This is a genomic window from Bradyrhizobium sp. CCBAU 25338 (assembly GCF_028128965.1).
Taxonomy (GTDB): domain Bacteria; phylum Pseudomonadota; class Alphaproteobacteria; order Rhizobiales; family Xanthobacteraceae; genus Bradyrhizobium; species Bradyrhizobium liaoningense.
In genome coordinates this window covers 46,286-59,720 of record NZ_LFKY01000030.1, presented here as the reverse complement: position 1 = coordinate 59,720, position 13,435 = coordinate 46,286, and the positions used below count along the sequence as shown (strand labels likewise).

At 65.5% G+C, this 13,435-nt stretch carries 9 protein-coding genes; 7 read left to right on the top strand and 2 right to left on the bottom strand.

The window, feature by feature from the left end:
- Positions 1 to 108: 108 nt before the first annotated feature.
- Together ACM42_RS11060 and ACM42_RS11055 are read right to left on the bottom strand one after the other, a co-directional pair.
- Entirely contained in the window at positions 109 to 852 is a 744-nt protein-coding gene (locus ACM42_RS11060) for a polysaccharide biosynthesis/export family protein (RefSeq protein WP_271527954.1), read from the bottom strand.
- Between the two features lie 135 nt (positions 853 to 987).
- The gene (locus ACM42_RS11055; protein WP_027563964.1) at positions 988 to 1,305 is read right to left on the bottom strand and encodes a hypothetical protein; all 318 of its coding nucleotides are present in this window, start codon (positions 1,303 to 1,305) and stop codon (positions 988 to 990) included.
- Between the two features lie 422 nt (positions 1,306 to 1,727).
- On the opposite strand from ACM42_RS11055, the gene rpsT reads away from it, so the two are divergent.
- From rpsT to gyrB, 7 genes are all read left to right on the top strand, one after another.
- On the top strand, positions 1,728 to 1,994 hold the full coding sequence (rpsT, locus tag ACM42_RS11050) for a 30S ribosomal protein S20 (RefSeq protein ID WP_035704405.1): 267 nt from the start codon (positions 1,728 to 1,730) through the stop codon (positions 1,992 to 1,994).
- Between the two features lie 1,208 nt (positions 1,995 to 3,202).
- Positions 3,203 to 4,612 (top strand): chromosomal replication initiator protein DnaA, encoded by a 1,410-nt coding sequence (dnaA, locus tag ACM42_RS11045; protein ID WP_271527953.1) that lies wholly within the window; start codon positions 3,203 to 3,205, stop codon positions 4,610 to 4,612.
- Between the two features lie 374 nt (positions 4,613 to 4,986).
- The gene (gene dnaN, locus ACM42_RS11040) at positions 4,987 to 6,105 is read left to right on the top strand and encodes a DNA polymerase III subunit beta (RefSeq protein ID WP_028178123.1); all 1,119 of its coding nucleotides are present in this window, start codon (positions 4,987 to 4,989) and stop codon (positions 6,103 to 6,105) included.
- 127 nt (positions 6,106 to 6,232) lie between these two features.
- On the top strand, positions 6,233 to 7,369 hold the full coding sequence (recF, locus tag ACM42_RS11035) for a DNA replication/repair protein RecF (protein WP_271527952.1): 1,137 nt from the start codon (positions 6,233 to 6,235) through the stop codon (positions 7,367 to 7,369).
- A 109-nt stretch (positions 7,370 to 7,478) separates the two neighbouring features.
- On the top strand, positions 7,479 to 8,222 hold the full coding sequence (locus ACM42_RS11030) for a hypothetical protein (RefSeq protein WP_271527951.1): 744 nt from the start codon (positions 7,479 to 7,481) through the stop codon (positions 8,220 to 8,222).
- 148 nt (positions 8,223 to 8,370) lie between these two features.
- Positions 8,371 to 10,527, top strand: a complete 2,157-nt coding sequence (locus tag ACM42_RS11025; protein WP_271527950.1) for a hypothetical protein — start codon at positions 8,371 to 8,373, stop codon at positions 10,525 to 10,527.
- Between the two features lie 337 nt (positions 10,528 to 10,864).
- Positions 10,865 to 13,300 (top strand): DNA topoisomerase (ATP-hydrolyzing) subunit B, encoded by a 2,436-nt coding sequence (gyrB, locus tag ACM42_RS11020; RefSeq protein ID WP_271527949.1) that lies wholly within the window; start codon positions 10,865 to 10,867, stop codon positions 13,298 to 13,300.
- Positions 13,301 to 13,435 lie beyond the last annotated feature (135 nt).

Here is a 13,435-nt window from a genome sequence, read left to right as displayed (position 1 = left end):
CGGTAGGCGCAGGCCCGGAATCCATCGTGCCACCATCTCTGTGGACCGATGGATTCCGGGCTCGCGCTACGCGCGCCCCGGAATGACGAGGAGAGAGTTGGCCGAAACCTAGAACCAGCGCTCGCCGACGAACACGGTGTCGCCGGGGCTGAGGGGTGTGCCGAGCGGCACCACGGCGCGCATGGCGCCGCCGTTCTCCGTGTGCGTGATGGTGACCAAGTCGCGCTTGGCGCGCGGCGAGAAACCGCCGGCGATGGCGACCGCGCTCTCGACCGTCATGTTCGGCACGTAAGGATATTGGCCGGGCGCGAGGACCTCGCCCAGGATGAAGAACGGGCGATAGGCCTCGATCTCGACCGCCACCGAGGGCTCGCGGATGTAGCCGTTGCGCAGGCGCGCGGCGATCTCGCCGGCAAGCCCCGCCGTGGTGCGGCCGCGCGCCGGCACCGCACCGATCAGCGGCATGGTGATGGAGCCGCCGGCATCGATGGAATAGCTGTTGGTGAGACCTTCCTGGCCGTAGACGACGACGCGAAGCTTGTCGCCGGCGTCGAGATGGTAGGAGGCGCCATGGCGCACCGTCATCGGCGCCGCGTAGCCGATCGGCATCGGTGCGGGTGACGCCCCAAAGGAGTTGCTGAGCGCCGCGATGGCGCCACCGCCGTTGTTGGCAACGACGACCGGCTGCGGCGCACTGTAGGGCTGGCCATAGGCCATGGAGTCGAGATCGGCGCGCGGCTGCATCACCGCGACGGGACCGGCGGTCTGCATGCAGCCGCCGAGGGCAAGCGCGGCGGACGCTGCCAGGGATGCTGCCAAGATCGACCATCGAAACGCGCGTGCAACCGGCACCGGACTTATCCCTCGAAACGAGACGGCTCCAGTGATGCACCGGTTATGGTTAATAAAGCGTTGAGTGGGGGCGGTGCGCGGCAAGGGGCAGCCGCGTTACGCCGCTGCCAGCTCAGCCCCTGCGGGAATTGAAGATCAATCCCGGGAATAGCCGATTAACGGCTTGCGCGGGCGGAACAGGATCATCAGGAGAATGCCCAGAATGCCGAGCACGGCGAAGACCGGCTGATCCAGCACGAGGCGGATCACCGAGGTCCAGAGCCAGGGCGCCTTGGCCTCGACCCAGGTGCGGAACGCCGACTGGCTGGCCTGATTGATGTCGTTCCAGAACTGGCCGAACCGGGTGAACCTGAGGGTCTGGTCGGCCACCCAGCGGGCGCCATCATAGACCATGAAGATGAACCCGCCGGCGAGCAGCAACAGCCCAATCAGTCGGAAAAAGCCGCGGATCATGCCTCACCTACGATGGTCGTCCGATCGGATGACCTCTTGGAACGTTGCCAGCCAATAGCCGGACGACGGCAGAAATTCAACCTCTTCAGGGCGTTACGGCTCCATCGAGGCCGTCAAAGGCCGGATTTCCGGCTCCCGAAAGCGTTGACGGTGCCAAAGACCCTCTCTATAAGGGCGCCAATTGGCGGTGGGCGCAATCCTGCCGCCGCTGTTCTTTGAGCAGTTGCAGGCACCTTGAGCTTGAAGACTCTCTCGAGCTTGAAGACTCTTTGGAGCCTCAGAGACAGCCGCAAGGCCGTCGCTCATGTTCCGGGAACGGCCCAGCAACCGAACACCCTAAATCCGAGCGTCGATTACGCGGTCAAGCAAGCCGGCGCTACCCGACCAAGACGCGACCGGTACCCGCAAAGGACATTGAGACCATGGCCAATACCACTTCCGCCAAGAAAGCGACGCGCAAGATCGCCCGCCGCACCGCCGTCAACAAATCGCGCCGCACCCAGATGCGCGGTGCCGTGCGCACCGTCGAGGAAGCCATCAAGACCGGCGATCGCGCCGCCGCCGTGAAGGCACTCGCGACTGCCGAGCCCGCTCTGATGCGCGCCGCCCAGCGCAACATCATTCACAAGAACAACGCCAGCCGCAAAGTCTCGCGCCTCACCGCGCAGATCGCCAAGCTCGCGAAGTAGTCTCGCGACATCATCTGATCGGTCGATCCGGTCAGCGCGTCAAACAGCCCGGCATCGCGCCGGGCTTTTTTGTTGACTGTCATATTCACGCAAGCGGTCATGCGAAGCTCGATCGTGGACGCATCGTCTGCGTTATCTTGCCGACAAGTTGCAACGGCGGAAGCTTTCACCGCGTTGCAAAAACCCCTGCGCTGCGGGCTCGAATTGAATCGGCGGCGGACGAGAGTTCTGCACACCGTAGATTCACTGGGCCACGTGTGCCGTGGAGTTACCCTGCAAAACCAGTCTCGAAAAGCGATGCACCAATAATCACTTATCAACATAGCAGCGACAAGCATTTGGAAAATTCGCTCGCACGTCGGGCGCGTGACGAATTTGTAAAAAAATTTTGGCGGTGGCCGAAAATTGTCACACGCTGCGCGACATTCTCGATTCTACGCACGGATTCAAAAACTTGCTTCGGAGCCTGTGAACAACTCACGCGCGGCGTTAACCGAGGTCAAGTTTTTTGACGCCTCAAGTGTGAATCAATTTCGTTGCGAGTCTTTCCGCTTAGTGTATTCCTTAAGTCGTCAGCGGCGCCCACGATCTTCAGACCAGTGCGGTTTAGGAAACGGGGCGAACGTGCAAATCGGCGGCGGTGTGCACGTAGGCGACGCTTCAACAAGCGATGTCGGTTCAAAACCCATAGCAGTATGGGAATGGTAGCTGTTTGTCTGAATGTCTCCAAGCGGGATCTTCCCGCTCGCGCCCGGCGCAACACGAGAGACATCGCAATGCTACCCCGGCACGCAAAGTGGCGAAGTCGAGCGGACGACCAGTACATTGGGCAGGCATCCGCGACAGGAGTACGGCGCGGTTGTCTTCAGGACACGCAGGACCTTGTCGTGAGTGATCACGGCAGGACGGGGAGGTATCATGTCTTACGGACTCAACGCGGTATTGAAGCACGTTTCCTATTCCAACGATGCCGTTCCAGCTCCGTCGGATCTCCAGCCTCCCGCGTGTGACGGAGCGCCTAGTACGCGCTGACCTCGCGACCCCTCCATCCCCAGACATCGCTGATCCGACTTGCGGCGTCCGCGCCGAACGGTCGAGCCTTGCCTGACGATGGACTCGCTTGAGGTCGCGCCACTGCAGGGACCGTGGCAGGAACCCTGCATGGCGCTCACAACGCAACTATATCTCTCGAGAGAAGTTTTCTGACGATGACAATGGAACAGGATCGCTGGTCACGCGTGAAGGGTCGGCTGCGCTCGAGCGTTGGCGAGGACGTTTACACGAGCTGGTTTGCACGCATGGATCTGGAAGGCGTGCAGGACGAGAGCGTGCGGCTATCGGTGCCGACGCGTTTCCTGAAGAGCTGGATCCAGGCCCACTATGCCGAGCGCGTGCTGTCGTGCTGGCAGGCCGAGATGCCGGAGGTGCATCGCATCGACCTCACCGTTCGCACCGCTGTGCGCCCGGTAGTGCAAACGAAGGAAGTGCCCGCGCCGGTCGAGGCGCGCCGCGCGCCGACGCCGGAGCTGCGCTCGACCGCGACCGCGCCGGTCTCGGCCAATCACGACGCGCTCGGCGGCTCGCCACTCGACCCGCGCCTGACCTTCGCGAGCTTCGTCGTCGGCCGCTCCAACACGCTGGCGCATGCGGCCGCTCGCCAGGTCGCCGAAGGTCGCCGCGGCGACCCCGTGATGTTCAACCCGCTCTACATCCATGCCGGCGTCGGCCTCGGCAAGACGCACCTGCTCCAGGCGGTAACCTGGGCCGGCAATTCCGGCAACGAGCGCAAGGTGCTTTATCTCACCGCTGAAAAATTCATGTACGGCTTCGTCGCCGCGCTGAAGACGCAGACGGCGCTGGCCTTCAAGGAAGCGCTGCGCGGCATCGACGTGCTCGTGATCGACGATCTCCAGTTTCTCCAGGGCAAGTCGACGCAGGCCGAGTTCTGTCACACGCTGAACGCGCTGATCGATGCCGGCCGCCAGGTCGTGATCGCTGCCGACCGTCCGCCGTCCGACCTCGAAAGCCTCGATGACCGCGTGCGCTCGCGTCTCGCAGGCGGGCTCGTGGTCGAGATGGGCTCGCTCGGCGAGGAGCTGCGCCACGGTATCCTCAAGTCGCGCGTCGCAGCTGCCCGCGCCCACCATGCGACGTTCGAGGTGCCTGAGGAGGTGCTGCACTATCTGGCGCGCACCATCACTCATAACGGGCGCGACCTCGAAGGTGCGATCAACCGTCTGCTCGCGCACTCCAAGCTCAACAACCGGCCGGTGACGCTGGAAATGGCGGAGCACGAGGTGCGCGACCTGGTACGGCCGCAGGAGCCGAAGCGGATCAAGATCGAGGACATCCAGCGCGTGGTGGCGCGGCAGTACAATGTCAGCCGCTCCGACCTGTTGTCCTCGCGCCGCACCGCCAACGTGGTCCGCCCGCGCCAGGTGGCGATGTATCTCGCCAAGACGCTGACCTTGCGCTCGCTGCCCGAGATCGGCCGCCGCTTCGGCGGACGCGACCACACCACCGTGCTGCACGCGGTGCGCAAGATCGAGGCGCTGGTCTCCAAGGACACCGCGCTGTCGGAAGAGGTCGAGTCGCTGAAGCGCCAGCTCCAGGAGTAAGCGCCTACTTCTTTGGCCTCTACCCGCCTGCGGCAGGTCATTCGTCGAGGAGGCTCGCGCACACCGGCGGCCCCACAGTGTCATGGCCGGGCTCGTCCCGGCCATCCACGCCTTTCCCTGCGGCACCAAGAACGTGGATGCCCGGGACAAGCCCGGGCATGACGGCTCGAGACGGCCGAAACTGCCTGTAAATCGTGGGGAACTGCCTCCGATCCCTTGAATCCGGGGGCCATCCGAGCCACCTTGCGCGACCCTGAAGGCTTTGGTCATATCGGCTGGATCCGGCTTCTCGGGGTCTTCGGTGCCGTGGCGCGCGTCCCGCCGCCCGGCCTTCTCAACGCTGTGTTTTCCTTGGGGATCGGGCGAGTAGTGCAATGAAGGTTACGGTCGAACGCGCGCAACTCCTGAAGTCGCTGGGCCATGTCCACCGCGTGGTCGAGCGCCGCAACACCATTCCCATCCTCGGCAACGTGCTGGTTCGCGCCGAGAACGCGAAATTGTCGCTGAAGGCGACCGACCTCGACCTCGAGGTGACGGAGACGCTGCCGGCGGAAACCGCGACCGCCGGTTCCACCACCGTGCCGGCGCACATGTTCTACGACATCGTGCGCAAGCTGCCCGATGGCTCGCAGATCGTGCTGGAAGCCGACGGCGACCGCGCCGTGCTGGCGATCCGCGCCGGCCGCTCGCGCTTCACGCTGCAGACGCTGCCGGAGAACGATTTCCCGGATCTGGCCGCAGGCGACATGTCGCATTCCTTCTCGCTCGCCGCCAAGGACGTCAAGCGGCTGATCGACCGCACCCAGTTCGCGATCTCCACCGAGGAGACGCGCTACTACCTCAACGGTATCTACCTGCACGCCGCCGGCACGCCGAAGGCCGCCACCCTGCGCGGCGTCGCCACGGACGGCCACCGCCTCGCCCAGCTCGATCTGGTGCAGCCCAAGGGCGCCGAGGGCATGCCCGGGGTCATCGTGCCGCGCAAGACCGTCGGCGAGGTGCAGCGCCTGATCGAGGACACCGACGCCGAGATGACGATCGAGCTGTCTCAGGCCAAGATCCGCTTCACCATCGGTAACGTCGTGCTGACCTCGAAGCTGATCGACGGCACCTTTCCCGATTACGGCCGCGTCATCCCGCAGAACAACGACAAGGAGCTCGTCGTCGACAAGAAGGATTTCGAGAATGCGGTCGACCGCGTCTCCACGATCTCCAGCGAGCGCGGGCGGGCCGTGAAGCTGTCGCTCTCGCCGGGCAAGCTGGTGCTGTCGGTGACCAACCCGGATTCCGGCAGCGCGACCGAGGAGCTCGAGGTCGAATACGCCTCCGACGCCCTCGATATCGGCTTCAACTCCCGTTACCTCCTCGACATCGCCGCCCAGATCGAAGGCGACGTCGCAACCTTGAGGCTCGCCGACCCCGGCTCGCCCACCCTGGTGCAGGACCGCGACGACAAGAGCGCGCTGTATGTGCTGATGCCGATGCGGGTGTGAGACCTACCAACATCCCGACCTATCAACTACATCCGTCATGGCCGGGCTTGTCCCGGCCATCCACGTCTTCGGAGTCCAAGAACGTGGATGCCCGGCATGAGGCCGGGCATGACGAAAAGCGGATCCCATGACCCCCTCCCGCATTCATCGCCTGACGCTGACGCATTTTCGCAATTATCGGGCGGCGGGGCTCGAGACGGCGGCTGACATGGTGGCGCTGGTCGGGCCGAACGGGGCAGGCAAGACCAATTGCATCGAGGCGATCTCGTTCCTGTCGCCGGGGCGGGGTCTAAGGCGCGCGACGCTGGAAGACGTTGCCGACAACCAGGGCGACGGCTCCTGGGCGGTGTCGGCGCAGGTCGAGGGCGCGCTGGGACTCGCGACGCTCGGCACCGGCATCGACGCGCCGCGGCCCGACAGCTCCGTCAGCCGGCGCTGCCGCATCGACCGCGAGCCGGTGGGTTCTGCCAGCGCCTTCGGCGACCACATCCGCATGGTGTGGCTGACGCCGGCGATGGACGGGCTGTTCATGGGCGCAGCCTCCGAACGGCGGCGCTTCTTCGATCGCCTGGTGCTCGCGATCGACAGCGAGCATTCCAGCCGCATCAACGCACTCGAGCGCTCGCTGCGCTCGCGCAACCGCCTGCTGGAGACGCGCAATTACGACGACCATTGGTGTGGCGCGATCGAGCGCGAGACTGCGGAGCTCGCGGTCGCGGTCGCGGCAACGCGCGGCCAGACCGCGGCAAGGCTCACCGGCATGCTGAATGCGCGCGCGCAGGCTTCCGCGTTCCCGTCTGCGCAAATCGCGCTCGACGGCTGGATGGAGAACGCGCTGCTGACTGAGACCGCGACGTCGGTCGAGGACCGCTACCGCCAGATCCTGCGCGACAACCGCCCGCGCGATGCGATTGCCGGCCGCACCACCGACGGCCCGCACCTCACCGATCTGCAGGTCGTCTATGCGCCCAAGAGCATGCCGGCGCGCGATGCCTCCACCGGCGAGCAGAAGGCGCTTCTGATCGGCCTCGTGCTGGCGCATGCGACGCTGGTCGCCGAGATGACCGGCATCGTGCCGCTGCTGCTGCTCGACGAGGTGGTCGCTCATCTCGATCCGAACCGCCGTACGGCGCTGTTCGAGGAGCTGAAGAAGCTCGGCGCGCAGGTGTGGCTGACCGGTGCGGATCCTGCGGCGTTCGCCGAGATCGGCGCGGGCGGCGAAGTCTTTGACGTCGAGAGCGGACGAGTCTCGGCGCGAAGGTAGGCCGCCACATTGAACCCGCCCGTTTCCATCAGCGACTAGCTGCTTGTGGCTGCCAGAGGCGGCCATCGCGCAGGATTTCAGACGCGCGCGATATCCTTGGAGCACGAGCATGGTGACGGTGGGGCGTGGGGCGCAAGCTCCGGCACGATGGCAGCTTGTTGCGTGCGGTCTCGCTCTCTTCGCGAGCTGCCTGCTCGCGGCCAGCGCCGGCGCCTTCGTGTCGAATCTGCCGGCGCTGTTCTCGGCCGCGCTCACGCTCGATCCCGCTGCCAGGCTGCCTGCGCCGACCCGCTACAGCTATCGTGGGATCCACACCACCGTGATGCCCGGCCTCGAAGAGCCGCTCCGGACCCGGCTCGAAGCCCGCGTGCCCGCAGCGCTCGGCGACGTCCTCGCCTTCTATCGAACCGAGCTTCGAAAGCTCGGTTGGCAGGAACGGCAGGATGGCGCGGTGGTCACCGCCGATCACGCGCGCCTCGCCTTCGTCTCCCCGATGGGGCCAGCAACGCTGGAGCTCGATCGCAACGGCGGCAGCACCGCGGTGCATCTCGTGCAGAAGAATTCGGATGTCGCGACCCGTGCAAACGTCCTGCCCGAACCCGGCCAGGCCAAGCTGGTGTTCAGCAATATCGGCGAGAACGAAGCCGTGCTCGAGATCAGCGAGCGGACCATCCCGCGCCCCGCCGGCGCCAACGCCGTCGCGCTGGACCTCGTGCCCGGCAAATACCCCTACGCACTGAGCGTGCCGGGCCGCCCGGCCACCACGAACGTGCTCACAGTTACGGCCGGCGATACCTGGGAGCTCACAGTCGGACGCGACGGAGCGGCGTGGCCGCCGCTCCAGCTGTATTGAGCCCTGCCTGCGCGCACCGCGCAGCTCCTGCGCCGCCTGTTGAACCTGGCCGGTTCCTGCAGCGACTTCTCGTCTGAGGCCGCGCCGATGGTGCCGCAGCCTGCAATTGCGCGGACTTTAAGCCGCGCCCAAATCCGGAGCTTTGACGATGCCGATGATCCGGCGCGGGGCGCAAGTCCCGGCAAGATGGCTGCTGCTTGCCTGCGGCATTCTCGCGATGGCGAGCGCCCCACATCCCGCGAGCGCGGCCGACGAAGGCATCGTCGACGTCCATACCTTGCCGCGGCTGGACGGCGCGGTGGAGGATAGCTCGCGCCAGGACACCTATCGTGTGACGTACACTGTGCCGACCGGGGTTGCCGCCGCGGCGGAAGCGGCGAAGAAGCTGCTGAGCGCGGACGGCTGGGTGCCCTATGTGTATCCGCTGGACGAGAAGAGCTCCACGCTGACCTTCAAGAAGGGACGGCAGGGGCTCCGTGCCTCCTTCACGCAGTCGCGCGGCCAGTCCGCCGTGTCCTACACGCCGAACCGGATCTATTCCAATGTGCCGTTTCCGGACGGCGCGACCGAACTCGTGTTCGACGAGACCCGGCCCTATCTCGGCTGCATCGCGCCCGGCGCGCTCGATGCGACCTCGGCCTTCTTCGCCAAGGAGATGGCGGCGATGGGCTGGCGCAAGCTCACGCCCGAGACCGCGGCGCGCTGGCCGAACGCCGATCTCGCCGAGACGGTGCCGAACGGCATGCGCGTCTTCTACGACCATCCCGACGGCGACACGACGCAGTTCTACAAGCAGAAGCCGGTCATGCTGACCCTGACGCGCCGCGACGACGGAAGGACCAATGTCGAGATCCGGGTGGCGCCGTTCGCGCTGCCGGAGGCGCTTCAGGCCGACGACGACATGGCCGGCCTGCCGCGCCCCAAGCCGACCAAATCTGCGCGGAGCCTTGGCGGCGCAAGCTCCAACAAGCGCGAGATCTCGGCCGCCGCGATGGCCGAGCTGCCTGCCGTGCTCGCCTTCTATCGTCGCGAGCTCGCCGCGCGTGGCTGGCAGGAGGATGGCAACGCGCCCCTCGCACCCGGCGACGAAGTCGCGATCAGGATTTCCTCGGCAGAAGAAACCGGCGTGCTGCGACTCGGCCGCAAATACGATTTCACCATGATCAGCCTGGCCGCGCAGGTGAAGGAATCAGCGCTTGCCGCCCGCGCCAAGACGAAGAGGGAGGCCGACGAGAAGTTCCTTGGCGATGCGTTGGGCGCGGCCCAGCAGCTCATTGCCGCTGACGAGGCGAGGCGCAAGGCGCAGGCGGCTTCCCTGTCCGATGCGCCGCTCAATGCGCTCGCCGACAGCAAGACGCCGGTGCCGCTGCCCGAGACCGCCGAGGGCGTGACGTTCGAGGGTAGCGACGGCCGGCTCGAATTCTCGTCCACGTCGACCGTGAAGGCGCTCAGCACGTTCTACCGCACGACGCTGAAGGCTGCGGGCTGGAAGGAGCAGCCCTCCGTCATCAACCAGCCCAACATGGCGGTGATGACGTTCTCCAGGGGCGGCAAGTCGATCTCGATGACCGTGATGCAGATGGGTCCGAAGGTGAATGTCCGCGCCAATGGAACGGGCCTGGTGACGGAAGCGGCCAAGGCTGCGCCCGGCGCGGAGGTGGAGGTGCAGGCCAAATCGTCCGAGCCGCTCAAACCCGATCCCGACTCCCAACTGCCCGTGCCGACACAGCGTTCGCTAAAATCGTTCGCCACCACAAAGATGCCGGGCAACGAGGCGCCGTTCCGCCGCGAGCTGGCGGCCAGCATCCCGGCACCGCTCGGCGACGTCCTCGCCTTCTACCGTGCGGAGCTGTCCAGGCTCGGCTGGCAGGAGAAGAGCGACGGCGCGGCTGTGTCCGCAGAACGCGCGCAGATCGACTTCACCTCGCCACAAGGCCCGGCCGTGCTCAGGCTCGGCCGTGCCAAGGGCGAGACCACGGTCAATCTGGCGCAGAAGAATTCGGATGCCGCGGCCAAGGCCGACATCATGCCGAAGGCGGGACAGGCAAGGCTCGTGCTCGGAAATATGGGATCCAGCGAAGCCTCGCTGACGATCAACAAGCAGACGGTGAAGATCGCGGCCGGCGCAGGCGGCCCGCAATCGCCGAAAGGCCCGATGCTCGACCTGCCGCCCGGCAAGCACCAGTACGCGCTGCGCCTGTCCGGACGCCCGGCCCGCACCGAAGCGCTGACCGTTGCCGCCGGCGAGACCTGGGGCCTTTTGGTGGGCCCGAGCGGAGACCTGCTGCCGCTTCAGATGTACTGAGGCTACACCAAGCCGGTGCGCTCCCTCTCCCGCTTGCAGGCGGGAGAGGTTGCACCGAGCCAGTGGCCCGACCAAGTCACCAAGAGCCCGGAACCACCGTTCCCGGCCCGCAAAATCCACGTCTTGCAAGACGCAGAACGAGCCTCCGAATCGCGCTTTTTGCAGTGCCGGAAATCGCCCTCCAAAAGCCTTGAAAACCGGCCTAAAAACCCTATCTGTTCAAAGGGTTGCCGGGAGAGACTTTGCGCTAGGCGCAAGCGGTCTTTCATGGCACAAATAGCCCCGCAAATCAGCGCCTTTTGCGCCGCTGATTCGGGCGACATCTCGAAGGCCTCTCATGACAGAACCTGCTCGGCAGCCTGCTGCCGAAAACGAGCCCTCCACCGCGAGCGAATACGGCGCGGAATCGATCCGCGTGCTCAAGGGTCTGGACGCCGTCCGCAAGCGCCCGGGCATGTATATCGGCGACACCGACGACGGCTCGGGCCTGCACCACATGGTCTACGAGGTCGTCGACAACGCGATCGACGAAGCGCTCGCGGGCCACGCCACGCGAGTCGAAGTGATCCTCAATTCCGACAATTCCGTCACCGTGCGCGATGACGGCCGCGGCATACCCGTCGACATCCACAAGGGCGAAGGCATCTCGGCGGCCGAGGTCATCATGACCCAGCTGCACGCCGGCGGTAAGTTCGACCAGAACTCCTACAAGGTCTCCGGCGGTCTGCACGGCGTCGGCGTCTCCGTCGTCAACGCGCTGTCGAGCAAGCTCGGCCTGCGCATCTGGCGCGACAACAAGGAGCACTATATCGAGTTCGCCCATGGCGATGCCGTCGCACCGCTGAAGGTGGTCGGCGACGCGCCGGGCAGGCGGGGCACCGAGGTGACGTTCCTGGCCTCGACCGAGACGTTCAAGAATATCGAATACGATTTTGCCACGCTCGAGCACCGCCTGCGCGAGCTTGCTTTCCTCAATTCCGGCGTCAATATCGTCCTCTCCGACATGCGTCATGCGGTCGAGAAGCGCGAGGAGATGCACTATTCCGGCGGCGTCGAGGAATTCGTCAAATATCTCGACCGCAACAAGAAGGCGATCGTGCCGGCGCCGATCATGGTGCGCTCGGAAGCCAACGGCATCGGCGTCGAGGCCGCGTTGTGGTGGAACGACAGCTACCACGAGAACGTGCTGTGCTTCACCAACAACATCCCGCAGCGGGACGGCGGCACCCATCTCGCCGGTTTCCGCGGCGCGCTGACGCGCCAGGTCAACGGCTATGCCGAGGCCAACGCCAAGAAGGAAAAGATCGCGCTGACCGGCGATGACTGCCGCGAAGGTCTCACCGCCGTGCTGTCGGTGAAGGTGCCCGATCCGAAATTCTCGTCGCAGACCAAGGACAAGCTGGTGTCCTCGGAAGTGCGCCCCGTGGTCGAGAACGTCCTCAACGAGGCGCTCCAGGCCTGGTTCGAGGAGCACCCGAGCGAAGCCAAGATGATCGTCGGCAAGGTGATCCAGGCCGCGGCGGCGCGCGAAGCCGCGCGAAAAGCGCGCGAGCTGACCCGCAAGAGCCCGCTTTCCGTCTCCTCGCTGCCCGGCAAGCTCGCCGACTGCCAGGAAAAGGATCCGGCCAAGTCCGAACTCTTCATCGTCGAGGGCGACTCGGCAGGCGGCAGCGCCAAGCAGGGCCGCAACCGCGAATTCCAGGCGGTGCTGCCGCTGCGCGGCAAGATCCTCAACGTCGAACGCGTGCGTCCCGACAAGATGCTCTCGTCGGAGCAGATCGGCACGTTGATCACCGCGCTCGGCACCGGCATCAGCGACGAATTCTCGATCGAGAAGCTGCGCTATCACAAGATCATCGTGATGACGGACGCCGACGTCGACGGCGCCCACATCCGCACGCTGCTGCTCACATTCTTCTATCGCCAGATGCGCGAAATCATCGACGGCGGCTATCTCTATATCGCCCAGCCGCCGCTCTATAAGGTCAGCAGAGGCAAGTCCGAGCAGTACCTGAAGGACGAGCGGGCACTGGAAGACTATCTGATCGACACCGGCCTCGACGACTGCGTCTTCATTTCCGGCGCCGGCGGCGACCGCACTGGGCGCGACCTGCGTTCGCTGGTCGACGACGCCCGCGTCGTCCGCAGCATCCTGCGCAACTTGCACAGCCGCTACAATCGCAAGGTGATCGAGCAGGCCGCGATCACCGGCGTGCTGAACAAGGCGATCTACGGCGATCCAGAGAAGGCTGCGGCGGCCGCGCAATATATCGCGGGCCGGCTGGACAACCAGGCGGAGGAGGTCGAGCGCGGCTGGATCGGGCAATATGTGGAAGGCCAGGGCTTCCAGTTCGAGCGCACCGTGCGCGGCGTCAAGGAAGCCGCTGTCATCGACGCCGCCTTCCTGGGGTCCGCGGAGGCGCGCAAGCTCGACGAGTACACAGTGAAGCTTCAGGACGTCTATGCCCGCCCTGGCAAGCTGCGGCGGAAGGACGTCGAGCACATGGTCTACGGCCCGGTCGACCTGTTCGAGGCCGTCACCGACGCCGGCCGCAAGGGCGTCACGCTGCAGCGCTACAAAGGTCTCGGCGAGATGAACCCGGAGCAGCTCTGGGAGACCACGCTCGACACCGACGCGCGTTCGCTGCTCCAGGTGAAGGTCAAGGAGGTCGACGAGGCCGACGACATCTTCACCAAGCTGATGGGCGACGTGGTCGAGCCGCGCCGCGACTTCATCCAGGAACATTCGCTCAGCGCGACGATCGATATCTGAGGCCGGTGGCTTTGGGTTTCGAACTGCCTGCCACAGGCTCGCTGCAACCTCTCCCGCTTGCGGGGGAGGTCGGCGCGAAGCGCCGGGTGGGGGCTCTATCCACCCAGGGACTATCTCGATCGCGGAGACACCCCC